The organism is Paraburkholderia sacchari (genome assembly GCF_000785435.2).
Lineage (GTDB): Bacteria > Pseudomonadota > Gammaproteobacteria > Burkholderiales > Burkholderiaceae > Paraburkholderia > Paraburkholderia sacchari.
This window is the reverse complement of sequence record NZ_JTDB02000002.1, coordinates 971,356-993,432: the sequence shown is the minus strand read 5'-3', so window position 1 is coordinate 993,432 and position 22,077 is coordinate 971,356. Positions and strand designations below refer to the sequence as shown.

The window sequence follows — 22,077 nt, the reverse complement described above, 5'->3', positions numbered from 1 at the left end:
GACACTGCGCTGCGGCCAGCGCTTTAGTGCACCATGGCAAACAACGCCGCTACAGTTCCCGCGCCGATCGCCACACCATACGGAATCGACCCAACCGACTCCCGCGCCACCTGCACACCAGGCGACAAACCCGGTGCGCGCATGAACCGGCCGGACCCCGCGAGCAACGCCGCGACGTTTCCGATCAGCCGGACCAACCGCCCTCGCATCAAGGCGACACCTAGTGACCACACTCCACCGATAATGAAGGTGTTCACTGCGATATCGACTGTTGCAGCCGCCCCGAGCCAGGCGCCGAGCATCATCAGCAACTTGACGTCGCCGGCAGCCATGCCCCGGAGCAGGTAGAACGGCAGCAAAAGCGCGAACCCGGTCGCCGCGCCGCTCAGCCAGATCGCGCTGCCCGAGAGCGCTCCGCGCAGCGCGATCTGGACCGCGAGCGCCGACACGAGCCCCAGCATGATCAGCAGGTTCGGAATCCGGCGGCTGACGATGTCCGTGCTGGCAGCGAGTATCACGAGGGCGATCACGCACAGCGGAACGGGTTGCGGCGGCAAGGAAACCGAAAGTATTGTGAAATCCATTTGTCCGCTCCCCCGACCCAGATTTTTTTAGACCGCAGCGGCAATGTCGGAAAACACGTTCTGGAGCACCGAACCGATGGTCGCGATGCTGGCGATCAGCAGGACCGTGATCAGCCCCGCCAGAATGCCGTACTCCAGAGCCGTAATACCCTCTTCGTCGCGAACGAAGCCCTTTGCCAGAGCGATGATCCTTTGCATTTCGATCTCCTTGAAAGTGAACTGCTGAGCCCAGTTCCCTGTGGGTTTGAGGGCTGGTCGGACTACATCACTGTGGGCAGCTCAGTAATCGCGTTCGCACTTTGTACCCGTTTGAAACCAATAGCTTTGTGCGATCGGCAACACCTGAAGTCATTTCCTGAGACTGCCCTTCAACTGCAAAACCCTATTCGGAAAGCTTTGTGGCGCGGGCCCTGTCTCACGGCACACGACGCTGTTCCAGGGACGCCTGGTCATCAGGCGTTTCCGAATCCGGTCTCGAGTATTTCCAGTTACAAAGGTCCGCTTCTGGTGAAACTGGGCGAGTGTGTCGCGCGCAGCAAACCCACTCGCCCATGCATCGGTTAGACCGCTACGGCAACGTCGGAGAAAACGTTCTTGAGCACCGAGCCAATCGTTGCGATGCTGGCGATCAGCAAGATGGTGATCAGACCTGCCAGGATGCCGTACTCGAGAGCCGTAATGCCGTCTTCGTCACGAACAAAGTTCTTTGCCTGAGCGATGATGTTTTGCATTTTTGATCTCCAAATGGATGTGTACATCGTTAACCCCCGTTCCATGTGGTTTTGAGGGTGGTGGGACTACGTCACTCGACCTCGCGGACTAGTCTCGGGTGCAGTTTTACGCGACTCAAATTAATAGCTTTGTGCGATCGACCACGCCTGAAACCATTTCCCGCCCCTGCTCTTGATTGCAAAACCGCATTCGGAAATGCTTCACGTCGCGGACCCTCCCCATGGCACACGACGCTGCTCGAAGGACGCCCGGCTTCCAGACGTTTCCGAATGCGGTCTCGAGCAGTTCCAGCTTCAACGTTTGTTTGTTGTGAAAGTGGGCGAGTGTGGCGCGCGTTGCAAACACACTCGCAAACGCGTCCGCTAGACGGCCGAGGCGATGTCGGAGAACACGTTCTTGAGCACCGAGCCGATCGTTGCGATGCTGGCGATCAGCAGGACGGTGATCAGGCCTGCCAGGATGCCGTACTCGAGAGCGGTAATGCCGTTTTCGTCGCGAACAAAGTTCTTTGCCTGAGCGATGATCTTGTTCATTTTGATCTCCGAATGGATGTGAACATGGTAAACCCCCGTTCCATGTGGTTTTGAGGGCAGGTGGGACTACGTCACTGGCTCAGCGCCGTAGCCTCAGGCGCAGTTCTACGCGAGCCAAATCGATCCCTTTGTGCGCTCGGACACACCCGCAACAATGACGCGTACGCCGGCGCTCAATTTCGGTAACTTTGACCTTCGACATGTGCGGCACCTCGCTTAACGAACGCGCCCCGCGCCCCCTCATCTCCGCGTTCGCACCCGGTCTCGCGCACCTGCAACTTCGGCCAGCAGATCGAAATAAATGACACGCGCTTTCATCGCGTTCGATCCGCTCCCACGCCAGTGTTCGCTCCCGAACGCTGGCGACGCACTCCGTGTTGCCCAGAAAACGCCCTGCTCACCATAATCCCGCAACACGCCAGGACTGCCATCCATCGCACCACTGGCGTGTACGGGGCAAAAAAAACGGCGGCGGTGCCGCCAATCCGAAAAATTCAGCGGGGGCTGAAAAAAATGCGACCACTAGAGTGGAATGCCACACGTTCGCACTCGATAGCGTGCTCCTGGCTTTCGCGGGAGCGACTCATCGCTTACAGCACCGCCATCCTTGTCATAGGCGTAGGCTTCGTGGTCCTATGGGCGGTGGTGACCCGCGGCTTTTCCGACACAGGCGGATGGAGTCCAGGCTCAGATCTGCGCGTGTTCTGGTCGGCCAGCCACGCGGTCCTGCACGGCCAGGCCGCCGCGGTCTTCGACTACTCGGCGTTCTCCCGGATCGTGGTCGCAGCAACGGGCGGCCTGCCCAAGAGCGCGTTTATCCCCTGGCTTTACCCCCCCACGTTTCTGCTATTCGTCACGCCGCTCGCGCTGTTGCCGCTTCCGCTTGCGTACGTTGCATTCCTTGCCGCGAGCGCTTCGGCTTATGTCTGCGCAACCGTTCGCGTTTCCGGGCTCGCACAGGGCGCGCTCGGCATCGCAACGGCCCGCTACATCGTGCTCGCCATGCCCTGCGTATTGGTGTGCGCCATCTTCGGACAGAACGGTTTGATTACGGCAGCGCTCGCCGCGTTTGCCATCGCGTCGATCGACCGGCGCCCCGTGGTCGCCGGAATTTGCATCGGACTGCTAGCTATCAAGCCGCAACTGGGCATCTTGTTCCCACTCGTTCTGGTCGCGGCACGGGCGTGGAAGGTGTTTGGATACGCCGCCGTGACGGCCGTGCTCCTTGCTCTTGCAAGCGTGATACTTTGCGGGCCGGCTTCGCTTCGGCTCTTCGCCGGAAACGTCGGAATGGCACGCGAGTTCCTTCTCGAGCACGACGTCCGTTTCTGGCTCGCTTCTCCGTCCGTGTTCGCTTCGCTCCGGCTCATGGACGCTTCGCTGATCGTGGCGAGACTCGCGCAAGCAGTCGTTGCCGTCATCGCCGTCTGCAGCGCATGGAAAGTCTGGCGCACGACGGGCGACACCGCCATGCGCGCGGCTGCGCTCGCGACTGCCACGCTGATTGTCAATCCCTACGTCTGGCACTACGAACTGACGTGGCTCGGACTGGCGTGCGCCGGTCTGCTCGCAACAGGATTGCGTCGTGGATGGCTGGCCGGCGAACAGCCCGTGCTGCTTCTCGCCTGGCTCCTGCCCGCGTACGAGTTCTTCAATCAGGTTCTCAGGCTGCCGCAAGTCGGCCCGGTCATTCTGTTGCTCATGCTGCTCGTGGTGCTGCGCCGCGCGCGCATCGAACGCACCCATTCCATTACACGAGAGGCCACTCAATGAACCAGACGACTCTTCGTGAACTGACCGGCACCGCCAAGATGGCGCCCGTTCAGTCTCCCGATAGCGGAACGCACCGCTCGCACTGGTTGAGCGGACAACGCCTGTGGATCTATCCGCTTGCCGCACTCATCTACTACGTTGGGGTTGCGCTGGCTTACCTGTATCACCTGGTGTGGCTGAAGGATCCACAGATGAGCGTGCTCGCCGTGGACTCCTTGCCGTTCTGGAGCGCCTCGCATCTTGCCCTGCAGGGACATGCGGCGGATGCCTATAACCTCAGCATCCTGACGCCCATCGAGGAGCATGTGGCCGGCCGCCCCGTCGGCGTCCTCCCCTGGCTCTACCCGCCAACATTTCTGCTGTTCGTCTATCCCCTGGCGCTGCTGCCGTTCACGCTTGCGGCACCCATCTTCCTGTTCGGCACGCTCGCGCTGTTCGTCAAGGTAACCACGACAATCGTGCCCCACCCGCGCACCGCGCTCATCGCGATCGCCTTCCCGGGTTCCGCGCTCGTGCTGACGTCCGGCCAAAACGGATTGCTTACGGCATCGCTGGTGGGGCTCGGTCTGGTTCTGCTGCGCCGCCGTCCGATACTCGCCGGGCTGTGCTTTGCACTCGTTGCCATGAAGCCGCAGCTTGCCGTGCTGATTCCGCTTGCGCTGCTCGCTTCACGCTCATGGCGCGCACTGGGCGCGATGGCCGCAGGCGTGGCGATTTCGATGGCGCTCGCGGTACTGGCGTTCGGCAGTGAAACGTTCGTTGCATTCCTTCACAACGTGGCGCTCGCCAACAGCTACGTCGAAACCGGACGGGCACTGCTGTTTCGAGTACCCACGTTGTTCGCAGCGTTCAAGCTGCTCCATGCGCCCACTGCCCTCGCAGCCGCCGCGCAAACCCTGTCCGTCGTATGCGCCGCCTCGGCCGTCTGCTATGCATGGGGCCGCCCAAGCGCCTTCGGTCTGCGCGCCGCCGTGCTCGTTTGCGCCAGCTTGATGGTGAGCCCGTACCTCTACGATTACGATCTCGCATGGTATGGAATCCTCATCGCATGGATTATCGCTCACGCGAAAGAACACGGTTTCCAGCGTGGACAGCGTGAATGGCTGGCCGTACTCTGGCTCGCGCCCATCGCGGGACTCACGCTCGTGTCGAATCTACACGTCCCGTTCACCCCACTCATCTCGATTGCCACGCTCTGGATGCTGGTCGCGCAGATTGCGCGCGAGCGCAGCGCGCGGGCCATCGCCATTACCGCGACCTCGTTGTAACAAGGGAGTAAACGTCATGAACAGGCCTATCGCAGAGGAAACGCGCCGCGCCAGATCCGCGTTCTCGAACCCTCTCGTCTCCATCGTTGCCCCGTTCTACAACGAGGAAGACGGTGTCGAGGCTTTTTTCACGCAAATCATAGCGACGATGGAATCGGTCGAATCGATCCGCTTCGAGATTGTCTGCGTGAACGACGGCAGCCGCGATGCCACGCTTGAAAGACTGATCCGCGTGAGCCAGCGCGACAGGCGTGTGCGGGTAATCGATCTCTCGCGCAATTTCGGCAAGGAGGCGGCGCTCACGGCAGGTCTCGACGAAGCAGCTGGCGATGCGGTTATCGTCATCGATGCGGACTTGCAGGATCCGCCTTCGTTGATCCCCCAGATGATCGAGCGTTGGCGCGAAGGCGCCGAAGTCGTGCTCGCCCGACGCGCGAGCCGCGCCTGCGATTCTTTCCTGAAGCGCACGACCGCCGCGTTGTTCTATCGCGTTCACAACGCACTCTCGGAACTCAAGATTCCCGAGAACGTTGGAGACTTCAGGCTGATGGATCGTCAGGTGGTGAATGCACTGCGCAGCCTTCCGGAGCGTCATCGGTTCATGAAGGGTCTGTTTGCGTGGGTCGGGTTCAATTCGGTGACCATCGACTATGAACGCACGCCACGCACTGCAGGCAAAACCAAGTTCTCGGGATGGCGCCTGTGGAATTTCGCCCTGGAAGGGATTACGAGCTTTAGCACCGTGCCTTTGCGCAGCTGGACGTATATTGGCTGCGCGATAGCAGCACTGGCGTTTTGCTACGGCGGTTTTATGGTCGCTCGCACGTTGCTGTTCGGCAATCCGGTCCCCGGTTACGCTTCCCTGATCTCCGTCGTGCTGTTCATGAGCGGCATTCAGTTGACCGGCATCGGTGTCATTGGCGAATACATCGGGCGCATTTACGACGAGTCGAAAGAGCGGCCCATCTACCTCGTGCGCCGGCGCTATGAGTCGCGTAGCAAGATCAGCACCTTGCCGGTCGAACGTGCGGAAGCCCATACCAGGGGCGCGACGCTGGAATTGGTTCGCGGGCCCAGTGCGTCGCAGGTCCGGGCAGCTGGCCGGTGACTATGCGTCGATCGTGGGTCGCTATCGACGGGGGCGGAAGGCGAGGCGTGTCGTATCCGAGGTCAACCGTGCGGCTGATGCGGCAGGACGGAAAATGTGCTGACGCGCGAGCGCTATTGCGCTGTGCAGCGCGGCATGGTTTATTTTGCAGGTCACACTGATCGGAATCCCGGCAACGGCCTATTCTTATGCACGCCTTGTGCGGCCACGCAAGGCATACAGCGCGCATCCTTGAAAGCTCCCACAGTAAAAAAAGCGGAGGCCGGCTTGAAAACTACAAATCGGGGCCTCGAAGGCCTGCGGGGCGCCGCTGCACTGCTCGTCGTATTCTTCCACATCGGCCGTTTATCGCCCTTCTCAGCAATCACCCGCAGCGGTTATCTCGCGGTTGACCTCTTCTTTGTACTGAGCGGGTTTGTGATTTGCTCTGCCTATGCAGACCGGCTGAAAACAGGGCATGACGTATGGCGCTTCGTCGTCCGTCGCAGCGGACGATTGTGGCCGCTACATTTTGTTTCTGCCATTCTCGCTTGCGCATTTTTAGGCATGATTTTCGCGCTCTGTGGCAGGCCACCCCATATGCCAACAGGCGGCGAATCGATGGCGATCGTGACCATGACCCAGGGACTGGCTTTTCCCAATCACGACATTGGCAATCTGGTTGCCTGGAGCACCGGCGATGAGTTCTACGTGTATCTGCTCTTTGCGGTAATCTGTTTGGGCATGCGACGCTGGCGTCGAATCACTTTCGCTATAGCTGCTGCCACAGGATTTGCGATTGTCCTTTACGTCGACGCAGGAACTTGCGTTTCGATCCAGCACTGCATGGATCTGCATTCCTCCTTCGGCTGGGCACGATGCATTGCAGGATTCTTTGTCGGCGCGCTGCTTGCTCGCTCGCGAACCCATCTCCGGTGGTTTGACACACCAGCCGTCCAGATCGCTTTGGCAATTGGCAGCCTTGTGTTCCTCGCTAGCACGTCTGAATTTCCTCTCGCAGCCTTCGCGGCTCCTCTCGTGTTCGCTGCACTTATCGCGTCGCTCATTAGCGACCGCGGGCCGCTGGCAACCATCCTCCAGACTCGCCCCATGCAGTATCTCGGGAGAATTTCCTACGCCTTGTATTTAGGTCATGGCGTAATTGTCCTTCCGTTCACCCCTTGGCTAAACCAAAGCAAGTACGCTGGTGGATTTCAATTGATTGCTATTGCTGTACTTCTCTCCGCCTCATTTGCCCTTGCCCATCTCCTGCACCGATATATCGAAGTCCCTTGCCGCGATCGTATCTACGCATGGTCTGACGCCGGTATTGACCGGGCCACGGCCACGCTATCGCGAGATGGCGCCGAAGATCGCTGCCGTCATTCTGATAAATCAACCGGATAATGTGGCTGCGAAGTCAAAGCCGACTGACCGTGCTGCTATGCTCTTCGGCCTCAACCATGCAGGCACACGTATTAGCGCTTACGGCTCGTTGGACCACATAGCGCCGCATCACTACCAGCAGCAGTGCAAAAACGATGAACGGCACATAAGCGCCGGCCGCCCAACCTCCGGGCGTATAAGAGACGACCGGTGACAGCCACGCACTCACCATCGCGACGGCGTCGCCCCGAATCCAACCGTTGCGGGTGCCGTCTCGCACCAGCCACAAAATCGGTAAGCCCAACAATAGCAAGTCGTAGGGCATCAGATAGGTCGGAACCAGCAGCGTAGCGAGTACGAGCGCCGACGCGCGCAACTCGAAACTCGCGCGCGTGGCCCAAAGCCAGGCAACGGCACTCGCGGCCAGTGCAGCCATGATCGCGTGAAGCAGATATGCGGTCGGCACCGCCACGCCAAAATGACGTGCCGTGCCGAACACCGTCAAAATCCCGCGCGGCCAGCGATCCGAATACTGAACGACGAACTGGCTAAACGCGGGGAGCGCCTCGGCGAATCGAGCGAACGTGCCGAACCCAAGCACAAACCCCGAGAGCGCGCAAAACACGCCTACGCTCAGCGCCGCCGATATGAACGCGCGCCAATTCCTGCCGAACACCAGCGCAACGGGGATCATGAGTCCGAGTTGCGGCTTGATAGCGAGCAGACCGAATAAAATTCCTGCGAGCCATGGCCGCCTCTCGAGACAGACGAGGCCGAGTCCCATCAGTGCAAACGTCAAAAACGAGTTCTGCCCGGCGCCTACCGTCACCCAGATCGCGGGAAACGCGACGACCGGCAGCCACCAGGACAGGTCCCGCACCGGCGGCAAAATGCGTGCACACGCCTTGAACGCGAAGGCAGTCCCGGCCAGGAGATAGGCGACGCACGACACCTGGAATGGCAACAACGCTGCCGGAAGCATGACGAGAAGGAACGTCGGCGGATAGGTCCACGGGGTGACGAATGCCGACGGCAGCATGTTTTGAAGCGGCAAGGCGATCGGCTCGATCAGGGCGGTGTCGAACGCATTGACGGCTGGACCGTGCAACGCGAGCCAGGACGCGCTCCAGAATACGGCGAAATCCCAACCGGGCGGACTGACGTTGGGCACCGGGTCGATCGCCCCAAGCCATATCCTCAGGGAAAAGTAACCGATATTGACCAGTAGCACGAACGCCGCGTAGGCGCGGATACGTTGCGCGTCGAGCCAGCGGGGCGCTCGATGCAGCAGCCGGGAGCGAGATTGAACGAAATCGTCGTGCATGGTCAGGCCGCCTGATAGGTCCATCGCGCATGCAACACATAAGACAGCGCAGGAATGCAGATGATGACAGCGAAGGTCGGCAGCCAGATCGTCTGCCGACCGCACAGCAAGGGAATCAGTGCAGCGGCCAAAAAACCCGCGATCGAGACCGTGGCAAAGCGCATGAAGCGCGCGATAGTCGGACGCGAGGAAAAGCTCCACAGCGTCTGAAGCAGAAACGAGACGATGTTGGCGACAACGAATGCCACAACATTGGCGACAGTGGAGTCGCGAACTAGCCAGTTGAACACCGACCAGGCGACCGAGACGTGAACGCCGGTCGCAATGACCCCAGCGATTCCAAACCTGATGATCCGCGGCATCCCCCGTCGCTCCTTGAAATGCGCGACGCTTGGGCCGGCAGGTCATGGCGCCCCACCCTTTTGTCAGGTGGCGCGCCTCGTGCCGGTCGTGCCTCGCGATAGCTTGTATCTTCAAGTATGAGGGATTCGCTAGCCGCGCGGCAGCTGGAATAGCTGCAGGATCGTTCGCGAACCCACACACCGCAGGCAAATCAGCCACGTGCGGGTTCGCCATCCACGTGCCGTCCTTACTGACGTACGTTTGCAAACGTGTCCGAATTTATGTCGATATCGGAACCCAACACCAGGAGATAGCGACGCAGATGCGGCGCGATCGCCAGAGCCGCCTCTCAGTCGGTGCACCCAGCGGGTTATCGAGAGGTCCGATGCGCAGATGCCGACGTGCCGCCCTTGGGCCACGGCGGCGGCCAGATCATGATCATCCAATCAATTTTCGACACGACGCCCATAGTCGTCGGAGCACTCACGCAAAAGCGGCGCCGCGTTCTCACGAGTACGCGAGTCCACCCATGCATAAATCCGGTCACGAAACGGGATTTCTACGTACTTGTGCATAAAGTGGGTCAGTGTTAGAGACGCGAACAGGAACGCCACCGCACCAGTAAGCTGATACCCAATTCTATAATTGCCATGCAAAAGCCATTCCGCGAGCGGCATAACGAATACGGCATGACTGAGATACATGGCGTAGGAAGTCCTGCCGAGATATTGCATGGGGCGTGCCTGGAGGAGAGTCGCTAGTGGTCCGTCATCGGAAATGAGAGCCGCGATGAGCGTGCCGAACACAAGAGGTGCCGCAAAAGCCAACAACGGAATTGCGTATGCGCCCTTCATGAGCGCAGGAACGCAGATTGCCGCTGCTACCTGAATCCTCGGTGTACCTAGCGACCGGAGGCGCTCCCGTGAAAAAGCAATCAATACGCCGATAAAGAAACCGCAAATGCATCGCGCCCATCCGAAGTTAGAAGCCAGATCCATGCAATGGCGGTTAGATATGCATGTCCCGGCGTCGACATATATGGCAATGGCAAGGCCGACAGCTGCAAAAGCAATTGCGAAAGCAATCTGCACGTGGCGGCGTGCACCCAGGCTGATGGCCGCGAACAGGAGGTAGACGTAAAACTCGTCGCTGGTACTCCATGCGTTCGGGTTGCCGAACGAGTGGATGACGATACTCAGACCCTGAGTCATTGTGACAATTGACAGAGCTTCCGCGCCCGTTGGTGCGAATACGCCGCTGCGGGTGAGGATCAGCGGCAATCCGCCGATCACATAAAAGAGGACTGCGGTAGAGATATGCAACGGCCACAGCCGTCCGAAGCGGCGCACGACGAAGCGCCACACGTCATGCCCCGTTTCCAGGCGCTCCCCATATGCTGAACAGATGACGAATCCGCTTAGCACGAAAAAAAGATCAACCGCGAGATAGCCGTTTCGAATGACACCGGGGACGTGTGACACCTGGCCCAGATGAAAGAGCACGACGAGCAACGCTGCTGCCCCGCGCAGGCCTTCGAGGCTTCGATTCGTTCTATGCAAGTTGGTCTCCCGCTGCGGGCGGATTCCTCAGACGTAAATTCTGGGGCTTTTCCCGGAAACAGAATGTGTGACAGCGAACACCCGAATCGCAGTTGAATGACCAACCGCCGATCGGGCGGTGAAACTATGCTTGGAAGAAGGAGATTAGTCAGTCGTTCGCTGTCAACCCGGTCTCGTTTCGGCCCCTGATGACAGGCATTCTTTCCGCAAAAGCGTAGATCTGCTCCCGTAGCGGAACCTCAATGTATCGATGCAAGAAATGTGCGAGCGCAAAGGAGGCAAATAAGAAGCCTGCGCAACAGCCTGCCTGCCATGCCACATGGCGCCCCGGAACGTCTACCAGGTTCACAAAGTAGACCAGAAAGACGGCATGGCTTAGATACAGTGCATAAGATACCTCTCCAAGGTATTGCAGCGCTCGCGTGCGCAGCAGGCTGGCTACGGGCCCACTGTCTCGCGCTAACGAGGCGACGAGCAGGCCGAAGATAATCGGCGCCCCGAACGCCAATGGCGGTACAACGGCTGCAATCTGAAGCAGCACCAGCGCACTAATCGCGGCGATCACCTGGCATTTTTTCGACGTCAGGAAATGTAGGGCGTCGCCATGCCGAGCCACCAGTGCGCCAATGAAAAAGCCAGCCAGGCAGCGGGCCCAGCCGAAAGAGTAGGTCATGTCGTAGCAAGCGCCATGCGTAAAGCAATATTCGGCGTTGATCCGAAAGGCTATCAGGGCTCCTAAAATCGCGAAGGCAGCAAACAGCACGGACACCCGCACGCGCAGTGCCATGCATGTCACCGCGAAGACGACGTAGACGTAAATCTCGTCCCCTGCGCTCCAGCTGACACTGTTCCCGATGTTGTGGTCAAAGAGATTGAACCCGTTTGTCATCGTGAGCAGCGAAACGAATTCCGCTGGCGTAGGTACCACGACTGGTTGATGCGACATGACTGCGTGCAAGGAAAGCAGGCCATAGAAAAGCACGGATGAGAGGGCGTGCAGCGGCCAAAGCCGTCCAATGCGACGAACCACGAAGCGGAAGACCTCGCGGCTGTTCGTCAGGCGAGATGCGTAAGCAGAACAGATCACATACCCGCTTAGAACGAAGAAGAGGTCCACGGAGAGATATCCGTTCTGAACGACTCCAGAGTACGCGGACAGTATCTTCATGTGAAAAAACACGACAAGGAGCGCCGCCGTACCGCGCAGGCCTTCGAGGCTTCGGTTCGTTGTATGCAACTTGCCCTCCCGTCACGCGGCTTCCTCATACATGGCAAGCCATTAATCGCTTGCAGTGCAGCAACTCTGTATCACGACCCGGTGTGGGTAATGCAGGCACGGCCATGGGCCCGCACGCGGGTTTCTTGAAGGAAACGATGGGCGATGATCACCATCAAGCCGATCAGCAAGACCACTGCCCACCGGCTCTTGAAAGGCATAAACCACGTAATCAGTGACGCGAGAGGAGCGAGCCAGGCGAGCGCTGAAACGACATATTCCACGCGCGCGGGCCGAGGCGATTTCCGAAGATCTTCGGCTAGGTAAAGAATTGGCAACAGAAGCCAAGCCAGATCGTAGTACAACAAATAAATCGGTATCAACAATGCGGACGTAACGGCTGCTGCCTTGGCCAGCGACGAGTGCGGCTTGCGCAGCCATATCGTGATCGTGAACAGCAACGATCCCAAGGCAACAAAAGCATGAAGCGCGTACGCGACACCGATACTGGCCCCCGAGTGTCGCGCGATCGCGAAGACGGTAGGCATGGCGTCCCACAAGCTGGCATAGTTATTTTGAACTGCTGAGTTGAACCATGAGGCCATCTCGAAGAAGCGAAGCCAGAGAGGCATGCCGAAAACCATTCCACTCACGAGGCAAAGCACCGCTGCCGTCACTGCGGCTGCAAAAAAAGCCTTGAAGTTCCGGCCCAACAGGAAAAGCAGAGGAAATATGGGCGCGAGCTGCGGCTTGATGACGAGAAGTCCAGCACACACGCCGGCTGCAATCGGCCGTTTCTCGAGTAATCCCAGTGCGCCCGCGGCAAGCGCGAGTGTGATCAATGAATTCTGACCATGAATAGTGGCGACCCAAATGCCGGGAAATGCGATGACGGTCGCCCCTGGCAGCGGCCTGGATTTCATCATTGGGGCGCACGCTAACAGACAGCACGCGATGCTGGCGCAGCAGAACAACGCATACGCCGCAGGGTAAGGAAGTATCGCGAGCGGAAAGATGAGCAGCTGAAACGGAGGGGGATAAACCCAGAGTGCACACGGGCTTTCCATTCCGGTGCCCTGAAGCAACGTGTTTTCGACTGTCTGCAGGAGATCTGGATTGAATGCAGCAATGGCCCCTTGATGTATGGAAATAAAGGAAGCGCTCCAGAACACGCGGAAGTCGAGACCGGGAGGCGGCACGTTGCGAATATGCAATAGCCAGCACGATACAACCCAGACCCCGATCACAACGAGTTGCCCGACCAGTAACGCGCTGCTGTACACCGCGATTCTTTCTCGCGTGAAAAAAGCAGATTGCTGGACCTCCCGGCTAACAATGGCTTTCAAGAGGCCCCCGATCGGTATGTTATGTGTGGCGATTCACCTGTTCGGAGATTGTGTATGGGGAAAGCGAAACGAGGTGTGTGCCAGCGAACACCCGTATAGCAAGTCAAACGATCAGCCGTCCACCAGGCGGGTTATTTAGGGGTCGTCGCAGGAGGCCCATGAGGAGCCAGGCTCAGAAAAAGTGCGGCGCCGGGCGGTAAAACCGCGCGGCGCCACGTTAAGCCCTACTTCTAATACAGCTTCAGGACTGCATCAAACGCACACTGAAGCCTCAAAACGGCAGCTTCGCATCCGGCTTCTCGGCCAGAATCACACGCTTGAAGTCAGCCTGAATGCGCGCAAGCGCTGCATCGTTATCGGCCTCGAAACGCATGACCACGACCGGCGTCGTGTTCGACGAACGTGCGAGACCGAAGCCGTCCGGATACTCCACGCGCAGGCCGTCGATCGTGATGACGTCGTCGGCGCCCGTGAACTTCGCGTTCTGCTGGAGCTTCGCGATCAGCGCGAAGTTCTCGCCCTCTTCGAGCTTGAGCTGCAGTTCCGGCGTGGAGTGCGAATTCGGCAGGCCGTTGAGCAGCTTGCTCGGGTCGGCCACGCGCGTCAGGATCTCGAGCAGGCGCGCGCCCGTGTACAGGCCGTCGTCGAAACCGTACCAGCGGTCCTTGAAGAACACGTGGCCGCTCATTTCGCCCGCCAGCGGCGCGCCGGTCTCGCGCAGCTTCGCCTTCACGAGCGAGTGGCCCGTCTTCCACATGAGCGGCTCGCCGCCCTTCTCCTTCACCCACTTCGCGAGATTGCGCGTGCACTTCACGTCGTAAATGATCTGCTTGCCCGGATTGCGCGAAAGCACTTCCTCCGCGAACAGCATGAGCTGGCGATCCGGGTAGATGATCTCGCCGTCCTTCGTCACCACGCCGAGGCGGTCGCCGTCGCCGTCGAACGCGAAGCCCACTTCGGCATCGGTTTCCTTGAGCGCGCGGATCACGTCCTGGAGATTCTCAGGGTGAGCCGGATCCGGATGGTGGTTCGGGAAGGTGCCATCGACTTCGGTGAAGAGCTCGACCAGTTCGCAGCCGAGCGCCTTGAACAGACGCGGCGCGAGCGCACCCGCCACGCCATTGCCGGTGTCCACGACGATCTTCATCGGGCGCGCCAGCTTCACGTCGCCCACGATGCGCGCGATGTATTCATCGGCGATATCGTAGTCGGCATAGGTGCCCGCGCCCGACTCGAAACGCTCGTCGACGATGCGCTGATACAGCGCCTGGATCTGCTCGCCGTAGATGGCCTTGCCGCGCAGGACCATCTTGAAGCCGTTGTAGTCGGGCGGATTGTGGCTGCCCGTGACCACGATGCACGAGTCGATGCTGCGCTCGCCCGAGGCGAGCTTGAGCGGCACGCTGGCCGCGAAATAGCCGACCGGCGTGGGCACCATGCCCACGTTGACAACATCCACGCCCGCAGCGCGCAGGCCATCGGCCAGCGCCGCCGAAAGATCTGGCCCCGAAATACGACCGTCCCGCGCGATCACCACCGCATCGCCGCCCTGCGCACGCACCTCGCTGCCAAACGCCCGACCGATCGCGCGTGCGGTGTCGGTGTCGAGCGTCTTGCCGATGACGCCACGGATGTCATAGGCCTTAAAAATCGATTGAGAAATCATAGTGAGGCTCACAGTGCGATAGAAAGTCGGAATGTATTCGTAACACGGTTCCACCGGCTGACGGGGCCGGTGGTTACGAAAAGTCGGAATCGTTACAACTATAATTGCCGTTTTTTGGCGTCGGCCGTCGTCCGGCCGGGGCTCTTGTTGGTTACCTGTTGGTCATCTGCTGATTACGCACCTATTTTAATGCCTCACCGTTTCCTTCAGACGACAAAAACCGCGCCGGATCTGGTGGGGCGGGACCTGGGCGCATGGCTCAGCACGCAGCGTGCCTGCCTCAACGCAGGCGCCACGGGTACGACGGGCGTGTTCCGCCGATGCTGAGCCTCAAACGCTACGCGAACCCGGACGTCCGCCGCGCGTTCGCAAACATCGTGTGGCTCGGCCTGGAGCGCATCACGCAGATCGCCGTGGCCATCGTCATTAGCGGCGTGCTCGCGCGCTATTTCGGGCCGGATGTGTTCGGCAAATGGCAATACGCGAACACGCTGCTGCTCGTGCTCGCGCCCATCACCTGGGTCTGCGGCGCCGAAATTCTCGTGCCGACCATCGTGAACAAACCTCGCGAGGAACTCGGCACGGTGCTCGGCAGCGCCTTCGCGCTGCGCATCGGCGTCTCGGCGGCGGCGCTCGTCATCACCTGGGGCGGCATCGCGCTGGGCGTGACCGACCCGCTCGTGGGCGCGATGCTCGCCGGGCTCGCCGTCACCATGCTGTTTCGCGAGCCCTTTGTCGGCGTGATCAACGCCTGGCTGCAGAGCATGACGTACAGCAAGCCGCAGTTGCTCGCGAGCATGAGCACGGCCGTGGTCAAGGCGCTGCTCGTGTTCCTGCTCGCGCGCGCGGCCTTCGCGCCCGCCAGCTTCGGCTGGCTCTGGGCGCTCGAATCGGCGGCCATCGGCGCGGCGCTCGTGCTCTATTTCCGGCGTCAGCACGGCGGCAAGCTCGGCTGGCACGTGGACCGCGCGCTCTTCAAGCATTTCGCAACGGCGGGCACCGTATTCTGGCTCGGGCTCATCTGCATGTACCTGTTCCTGAAGCTCGACCGGCTCATGCTCGAGCGCACCATCTCGTTCGCCGATCTCGGCCGCTACTCCGCCGCACAGCAGCTCAACGAAAACTGGATCACGCTCGCGCTCATGCTCTCGCAGACGATCGCGCCCGCCTTCGTCTATCGCGTGCAGCAGACCGCGCAACTGCGCCGCAACCTCATGCGCCTCTTCGCGATGACCGCCGCGCTGATGGTTGCGGGCGCAATCGTCCTTGATGCGCTCGCCGGATTTATCATCGGCCACGTGTTCGGGCCGGACTATGCGGGCGCGATCAGCATCTTCCGCTGGGCTGTGTGGCTTTCGCTGCCCGCGGGCATCGAAGCGATCGGCAACCTCGTCGTGCTCAAATATCAGGCGAAGTTCGTGCTGCTCGCCAAATGGCTGCTCGCGCTCGCGGTGGCGTTCGCCGTGAACCTCGTGGCGATTCCGCGCATGGGGTCCTACGGCGCGCTTGTCGGGCTCGCGTTCGGCTATCTCGCGGCGGCTTGCGTGAACTTCTACTACATCCGCTTCAAATTGGCTTCATGACGAATTCCCCCGCCGCCACACAAGCCGATGCACGCACCGGCGCACTCGCCGATGTGGCCGTGCTGATGCCCGCCTTCAATGGCCAGGCCGACGTCGAGCGCACGCTCGCCTCGTTCGAGGAAGACGCGCCGGTGTACGCGCTAGTCGTCGACGACGGCAGCATGCCGCCGATCGTTGCGCCGAACGTTCCGGGCATGCAGATCGAAGTGCTGCGCATGCCGCAAAACGGCGGCATCGAGCGGGCACTCAAGGCTGGCGTGGAAGCGCTTGCGGCGCGTGGCTTCCGCTACGCGGCGCGGATCGATTCGGGCGACCTCGCCGCGCCGCAGCGGCTTGCGAAGCAGCGCGCGCGCATGGAAGCCGAGCCAAGGCTGGCCGCGCTCGGTACGTGGACGCAAGTGGTGAATCGCGCCGGCGCGCCGCTCTTCATGCTGCGCCCCGCCGCCGACGCGCGCACGCTGCGCCGCACGCGCATGCTGCGCTCGCCTCTCGTGCATCCTTCGGTGATGCTGAGAATCGACGCGGTGTTGGCGGTGGGGAATTATCGCGTGCAGTATCCGGCCGCCGAGGACCTCGATTTGTTTTTGCGGCTGATGGAACGCTACGACTGCGCGAATCTGCCTGAGCTCGGGCTTTATTACGAGCTCAACGAAGGCGGTATCAGCGCAACCAAACGGCGGCGGCAGATTGTGTCCACGCTGCGTTTGCAAGCGCACTATCTGAACATACTGAACTGGCGGGACTGGGCGGGGCTTGCGAAAAGCGCGCTGCATTTCGTGACGCCCTACGCGGCGTTGCAGCGGATAAAGCGGGCGGTGTTTGCGCGGGGAGCGTGACGCGCCTGCAGTGCAACGTTGAATCAAATCCGAACGATTCCACGCACGTCCCGGCTATGCGGACGGCGCTCCGGGCGAGCGTGTTTCAGCATGGAGTCATTTGCGCCGCCCCGCCGAGACGAAGAATAATCAAATCAATTCAATGATTTGCAAGCTAATCAAGTTCGGGCGGCAGCAGTGCTCGGGTGACGCGTCGTACATATCTGAAACAAAAAATCGGGGGTACGTCGGCGAGTTCGCGCCGTAACGCTCTCCAAAGCCCGCGCGCTCGCGGTTTGCAGCGCACTGGCACATACCGTGCTTGGCCGAATAGGCCATACAGCGTGACGCATACAACCGATATCGCGAACGCAGTGGGGCCTACGGGGTCGGCAAGACGAGCCAGCAGCCGCGATGGGAAGCGACCAACAACAAGCGGTTCGGCGGCCGAAATGACAAAACAGGAGGCGGAAAAAGCCGCTTCGCACGGGGACCATCATGCTAGCCTTTCAATCGGATCTGCACGGCAACCACTTGCTCGGCGCCTTGCCGTCACACGAATGGCACGCACTCGCACCGCACCTCGAACTCGTTCATCTACGTACCGAGCAATTGCTTTGCGATTCCGGCCAGCGCATTCACCACGTCTATTTTCCGACCACCGCGATCATCTCCATACTCTCGACGATGCAAGACGGCAGTTCGATGGAAATCGCTGCGATCGGCCGCGAAGGCATGACCGGCGTGCCCGTGCTCACGGGCGGCGAAGCCATGCCCAATCGCGTGCAGGTGCAATGCACGGGCTTTGCGTATCGCATGAGTGCGCAAGATCTCAGGCAACACTTCGCACGTTCGGACTTCCTGCGCCGCCTCATGCTGCTCTATATGCACGTACTGCTCACGCAGGTGGCACAAACTGCGGCCTGTAACCGCCATCATTCGCTCAGCCAGCAACTCTGCCGCTGGCTGCTGATCGAAGTGGACCGCGTAGCCTCGAACGACCTGATGGTCACGCAGCAGCTCATCGCCGACATGCTTGGCGTGCGCCGCGAAGGCGTCACCGAAGCGGCCGGCAAGCTGCATGGCGATGGCCTTATCCATCACAGCCGCGGCCGCATCCGCGTGCTCGACCGCAAGGGTCTCGAAGCCCGAGCCTGCGAGTGCTACGGCCTCGTGCGCCGCGAGTTCGACCGCCTCCTGCCACTCCTTCACGAAGAAAAGGTGGAGTAAAGCGTTGCACACGAAAGCGGCATCGTTGCGGCGAGCGATGAGCTAAACGCAAAAAGAAGCCATGTTGGTTCGTTTCCCGACAAACATTCACCTCCAACGCCCCCAAACTGTCACGATTCCACCGTTGGTGGAATCAATGCAGAAGCAGGAATTGCGGAGGAGTCGTTCATGGGCCGCAGTACGCACTGGCTGAATCGGGAGCGAATCAAAATCTACCCACGAATCGTGCTGGGTTTGATTGTGGTCGTCTTCATTGCCTGGGTGCTCCTGTCGAAGGATAGGCTGGACCCGCAAGGCAAACCTCTCGGCGCCGACTTTATTGCGTTTTGGGCTGCCTCTCATATCGCACTTGCCGGGCATGCTGAGGATGCCTATAACCTCCCGTCGCTATTCAAGGCCGTGCAGGTCGCGGTGCCTGCTTCGCAGTCAATCTTCGCCTGGTACTATCCACCCAGCTTCTATCTGGTCGTACTGCCACTGGCACTATTGCCCTACCTGGCGGCATATTTGACCTTCATTCTGTCGACGCTGATCTGTTATCTGGTGGTCTTGCGTCGCATCGCCTTCAACACGACAGCGAGGTGGTGTCTCGCGGCGTTCCCCGGCTTGTGGATGAACGTCTTTCATGGGCAGAACGCATTCCTCACGGCGGCGCTCGCCGGGGCCGCGATGCTTTGCCTCAGGCGGCGGCCCATCGTGGCCGGCGTGTTCATCGGACTGCTCACCCTGAAGCCGCAACTTGCCGTGTTATTTCCGGTCGCATTACTCGCGATCGGCGCATGGCGGACATTGATCTCCGCCGCTTTGACTGCCTTGTGCTTCTTCGGTCTCGGTACCGCCGTGCTGGGGACCGCCACGATCAGCGGATGTATTTCCAGCCTGGGTGATGCGCGGCACTTTCTCGAAAGCGGCGTACTCCCCTGGGCCAAGATGCCGAGCGTCTTCGCGTTCCTGCGATTACTCGGCACGCCCGTCATCGGCGCGTACGCCGTGCATGGCCTGGTCGCTGCGGGCGCCGTGTTTGCCGTGTGGTACGTCTGGCGCCGTTGCGCTGACTGCGAACTGCGCGGCGCCGCCCTGTTTGCAGCGACATTCCTTTGCAGCCCTTACATATATGACTATGACCTCGCATGGTTAGCGTTTCCAATCGGCTGGCTAGCACTGGCTGGCTTGCGCACAAGCTGGCTACGCGGTGAACGGGAAGTCCTCGTGGCGGCGTGGCTATTACCGCTGGCGATGGACCCGGTGGCGACCGGGCTGCATGTTCAAATTGCTCCGTTTGTCCTGATCGCGCTGCTGGTAATCGCCGTGCGTCGCGCAGCCGGGTCGTCGAGAACGGCCACGATGGTCGTTCATCGCCAAAATAGCGGATTCATTTCGGCACAATAGCTTTCATGCTCGATGCACTCGCGGGCTTCATCATCGGCCGAGTTTTTGGGCCGTTGGAGCGGACGTGTTGAGCACGACGAGATCGCGAAACGGCTGCTCGTGGTCGCCGACGAGAACGAGGTTACAGGCCGGGCTATTCGATATCGAGTGCGATCGACACAAGCAGCAGCAGTACGGACGACCAGATGAACAGATCTCCAAACAGATTGGACGTACCGAATCCAGCACCTGCCATCACGCTCGACAGCCAGAAAGTGAATGCGCTCATCATGAGCACAGCATGATGAGGGTTACATTGCGTCGCTTTGCTTCTGCTGTCGCTTTCTTCGCGTCGCTGTGCATCATCGCGTGAACAAAAATTGTCATCAATTTCCGCATTACGCGGCGGGGACGTGAAATGTTTGCATGTCCGCGCGGGGCGTGTCCGTGCGCGAGCACATACAGCGTCGTATCTAACATGGCTTTCACGATGTTCCCCGTTCGACGGTAATCAGTAAGTCAAGATTCGGTCGGGGTCGGCCCGCTGCATCAGGTCCACTGCATTAACCTGGACAGAATTACCGAGCGGGGCATGCCAGCGACAAGGTCGTGCCGCACGCACAGGCTACGTGGCTCCGACTTTGCGGATTAATGGAAATCGCGTTTTGTGGCGGCAGATGGGCTTGCCCTGTTGGGATAGCCAGCCGTATAGGCGTCGCCTGGACCTGTGACTTTCGGGAATTTTCACCGTTTACTCAGCCCCGCTTTCACACGGAGAGAATGCGCTTTTTCAGGCTGAAAATCCTCCGCCCCGTGAAGGGGGGAGGATTCCTGGAGCAGGCAGTCGCGAGGTGTGACTGTTCATTGCAAGGGCATTCCAGGCGCCCGCAGCCGATTGATTTCTAGTGCGTACCGCCGTGCCCGCCGCCGTTGCCGTTGCCTTGACCGCCGTTGCCGTGGCCGCCGCTACCTTGACCACCGTTGCCCTGACCGCCACTACCCTGGCCTCCGCTCCCTTGGCCTCCGTTACCGTTGGCGCCGTTACCCTGGCCACCACTACCGTGACCACCGCTACCCTGGCCGCCGCTACCTTGGCCTCCGCTACCTTGGCCTCCGCTACCTTGGCCGCCGCTACCTTGGCCGCCGCTACCTTGGCCACCGCTACCTTGGCCGCCGCTACCTTGGCCACCGCTACCGTGGCCTCCGCTTCCCTGACCGCCGTTGCCATGGCCGCCGCTTCCCTGGCCGCCGCTTCCCTGACCGCCGTTGCCATGGCCGCCACTACCCTGGCCTCCGCTCCCTTGGCCTCCGTTACCCTGGCCACCGCTACCTTGGCCKCCGYTWCCSTKGCTCCGCTTCCCTGGCCTCCGCTTCCCTGGCCTCCGCTTCCCTGGCCTCCGCTTCCCTGGCCTCCGCTTCCCTGGCCGCCGCTTCCCTGACCGCCGTTGCCATGGCCGCCACTACCCTGGCCTCCGCTTCCCTGACCACCGCTTCCCTGGCCGCCGCTTCCTTGGCCGCCGTTACCTTGACCACCGTTACCGTGGCCGCCGCTTCCTTGGCCGCCGCTTCCTTGGCCGCCGTTACCCTGACCACCGTTACCGTGGCCGCCGCTACCCTGACCACTGCCACCTTGACCGCCAGTACCTTGCGAACCGCTACCCTGACCACTGCCACCTTGACCGCCAGCACCTTGCGAACCGCCACCCTGACCACTGCCACCCTGGCCGCCAGCACCTTGCGAACCGCTACCCTGACCACCGCCACCCTGACCGCCGGCACCCTGCGAACCACTACCCTGACCACTGCCACCTTGACCGCCGGTACCTTGCGAACCACTACCCTGAGCACTGCCACCTTGCGCACCGCCACCCTGCGCACCGCTACCTTGGCCACCGCCGGCCTGCGCTCCCGCGCCCTGACCACCGACACCCTGCTGGCCACCGTTGCTTTGGCTACCCGTGCTTCCAGCACCTGCGCCACCGCTGCTTGAACTACCCGCGGTGGAACCTCCCACGCCACCGCCCGACGTTCCAGCGTCACCTCTGCCACCGTTTGCAGTTCCTGCGGTGGTTGCCCCCACGTTGGCACCGACGCGGCCAGAGAGGCCACCCCCACTGCCAATACCCGTATTTCCGGTGCCGGCGCCCGTGCCGCCGTCCGTCGCAACGCCTGCCGTGCCGGGCCCACCCGACCCGCTGCCATCGCCCGCGCCCGGCCCCGGGCTCGCAGCCGAGCCGACGCCTACTCCCGCGCCGCGCGCGCCGC

General features: G+C 60.8%; 21 protein-coding genes. 8 read left to right on the top strand and 13 right to left on the bottom strand.

Annotated features, from left to right (window positions below; all coding sequences use genetic code 11):
* Positions 1-23: 23 nt before the first annotated feature.
* The 4 genes from NH14_RS11135 to NH14_RS11120 form a co-directional block, all read right to left on the bottom strand.
* On the bottom strand, positions 24-584 hold the full coding sequence (locus NH14_RS11135) for an A24 family peptidase (protein ID WP_035527528.1): 561 nt from the start codon (positions 582-584) through the stop codon (positions 24-26).
* Between the two features lie 27 nt (positions 585-611).
* Positions 612-782, bottom strand: coding sequence for a Flp family type IVb pilin (locus tag NH14_RS11130; RefSeq protein WP_084225495.1), 171 nt, complete (start codon positions 780-782; stop codon positions 612-614).
* A gap of 362 nt (positions 783-1,144) precedes the next feature.
* The gene (locus NH14_RS11125) at positions 1,145-1,315 is read right to left on the bottom strand and encodes a Flp family type IVb pilin (protein ID WP_084225497.1); all 171 of its coding nucleotides are present in this window, start codon (positions 1,313-1,315) and stop codon (positions 1,145-1,147) included.
* A 363-nt stretch (positions 1,316-1,678) separates the two neighbouring features.
* Positions 1,679-1,849 carry a Flp family type IVb pilin gene (locus tag NH14_RS11120; RefSeq protein ID WP_084225499.1) on the bottom strand — a complete coding sequence of 57 codons (171 nt, stop codon included), beginning with the start codon at positions 1,847-1,849 and terminating at the stop codon, positions 1,679-1,681.
* A 342-nt stretch (positions 1,850-2,191) separates the two neighbouring features.
* On the opposite strand from NH14_RS11120, the gene NH14_RS11115 reads away from it, so the two are divergent.
* The 4 genes from NH14_RS11115 (at position 2,192) to NH14_RS11100 (ending at position 7,384) form a co-directional block, all read left to right on the top strand.
* Positions 2,192-3,622 carry a glycosyltransferase family 87 protein gene (locus NH14_RS11115; protein WP_152617161.1) on the top strand — a complete coding sequence of 477 codons (1,431 nt, stop codon included), beginning with the start codon at positions 2,192-2,194 and terminating at the stop codon, positions 3,620-3,622.
* On the top strand, positions 3,619-4,890 hold the full coding sequence (locus NH14_RS11110) for a glycosyltransferase family 87 protein (protein WP_052148088.1): 1,272 nt from the start codon (positions 3,619-3,621) through the stop codon (positions 4,888-4,890). The genes NH14_RS11115 and NH14_RS11110 overlap by 4 nt, the downstream gene beginning before the upstream one ends.
* A gap of 16 nt (positions 4,891-4,906) precedes the next feature.
* Positions 4,907-5,998, top strand: a complete 1,092-nt coding sequence (locus NH14_RS11105; protein WP_052148089.1) for a glycosyltransferase family 2 protein — start codon at positions 4,907-4,909, stop codon at positions 5,996-5,998.
* A 96-nt stretch (positions 5,999-6,094) separates the two neighbouring features.
* Entirely contained in the window at positions 6,095-7,384 is a 1,290-nt protein-coding gene (locus tag NH14_RS11100) for an acyltransferase family protein (protein WP_152617163.1), read from the top strand.
* Positions 7,385-7,397: 13 nt separating this feature from the next.
* On the opposite strand, the gene NH14_RS11095 is transcribed toward NH14_RS11100, so the two are convergent.
* The 6 genes from NH14_RS11095 to NH14_RS11070 form a co-directional block, all read right to left on the bottom strand.
* Positions 7,398-8,687 (bottom strand): glycosyltransferase family 87 protein, encoded by a 1,290-nt coding sequence (locus tag NH14_RS11095; RefSeq protein WP_035527530.1) that lies wholly within the window; start codon positions 8,685-8,687, stop codon positions 7,398-7,400.
* A gap of 2 nt (positions 8,688-8,689) precedes the next feature.
* Positions 8,690-9,049, bottom strand: a complete 360-nt coding sequence (locus tag NH14_RS11090) for a GtrA family protein (RefSeq protein WP_052148091.1) — start codon at positions 9,047-9,049, stop codon at positions 8,690-8,692.
* Between the two features lie 426 nt (positions 9,050-9,475).
* Positions 9,476-10,588, bottom strand: coding sequence for an acyltransferase family protein (locus tag NH14_RS11085; RefSeq protein ID WP_161790847.1), 1,113 nt, complete (start codon positions 10,586-10,588; stop codon positions 9,476-9,478).
* A 148-nt stretch (positions 10,589-10,736) separates the two neighbouring features.
* A complete protein-coding gene (locus NH14_RS11080; RefSeq protein WP_052148093.1) occupies positions 10,737-11,825 on the bottom strand; it encodes an acyltransferase family protein in 1,089 nt (362 codons plus the stop codon).
* Between the two features lie 71 nt (positions 11,826-11,896).
* The gene (locus NH14_RS11075; protein WP_202031617.1) at positions 11,897-13,150 is read right to left on the bottom strand and encodes a glycosyltransferase family 87 protein; all 1,254 of its coding nucleotides are present in this window, start codon (positions 13,148-13,150) and stop codon (positions 11,897-11,899) included.
* A 271-nt stretch (positions 13,151-13,421) separates the two neighbouring features.
* On the bottom strand, positions 13,422-14,816 hold the full coding sequence (locus tag NH14_RS11070) for a phosphomannomutase/phosphoglucomutase (RefSeq protein ID WP_035527533.1): 1,395 nt from the start codon (positions 14,814-14,816) through the stop codon (positions 13,422-13,424).
* A gap of 320 nt (positions 14,817-15,136) precedes the next feature.
* Here NH14_RS11070 and NH14_RS11065 point away from each other — a divergent pair, with 320 nt between their 5' ends.
* The 4 genes from NH14_RS11065 to NH14_RS11050 all read left to right on the top strand — a co-directional run bounded on the left by NH14_RS11065 (position 15,137) and on the right by NH14_RS11050 (position 19,833).
* A complete protein-coding gene (locus NH14_RS11065; RefSeq protein ID WP_035527536.1) occupies positions 15,137-16,399 on the top strand; it encodes an oligosaccharide flippase family protein in 1,263 nt (420 codons plus the stop codon).
* A complete protein-coding gene (locus NH14_RS11060; RefSeq protein ID WP_035527539.1) occupies positions 16,396-17,235 on the top strand; it encodes a glycosyltransferase in 840 nt (279 codons plus the stop codon). The genes NH14_RS11065 and NH14_RS11060 overlap by 4 nt, the downstream gene beginning before the upstream one ends.
* 477 nt (positions 17,236-17,712) lie before the next feature.
* Positions 17,713-18,444, top strand: a complete 732-nt coding sequence (locus NH14_RS11055; RefSeq protein ID WP_035527541.1) for a Crp/Fnr family transcriptional regulator — start codon at positions 17,713-17,715, stop codon at positions 18,442-18,444.
* A 168-nt stretch (positions 18,445-18,612) separates the two neighbouring features.
* The gene (locus tag NH14_RS11050) at positions 18,613-19,833 is read left to right on the top strand and encodes a glycosyltransferase family 87 protein (RefSeq protein WP_052148094.1); all 1,221 of its coding nucleotides are present in this window, start codon (positions 18,613-18,615) and stop codon (positions 19,831-19,833) included.
* Between the two features lie 133 nt (positions 19,834-19,966).
* Here NH14_RS11050 and NH14_RS33845 read toward each other — a convergent pair whose 3' ends face one another.
* From NH14_RS33845 to NH14_RS11040, 3 genes are all read right to left on the bottom strand, one after another.
* On the bottom strand, positions 19,967-20,101 hold the full coding sequence (locus NH14_RS33845; RefSeq protein ID WP_269151817.1) for a hypothetical protein: 135 nt from the start codon (positions 20,099-20,101) through the stop codon (positions 19,967-19,969).
* A gap of 501 nt (positions 20,102-20,602) precedes the next feature.
* The gene (locus NH14_RS11045; RefSeq protein ID WP_168727140.1) at positions 20,603-21,085 is read right to left on the bottom strand and encodes a hypothetical protein; all 483 of its coding nucleotides are present in this window, start codon (positions 21,083-21,085) and stop codon (positions 20,603-20,605) included.
* 53 nt (positions 21,086-21,138) lie between these two features.
* The gene (locus NH14_RS11040; RefSeq protein WP_168727139.1) at positions 21,139-21,861 is read right to left on the bottom strand and encodes a hypothetical protein; all 723 of its coding nucleotides are present in this window, start codon (positions 21,859-21,861) and stop codon (positions 21,139-21,141) included.
* Positions 21,862-22,077: the final 216 nt, after the last annotated feature.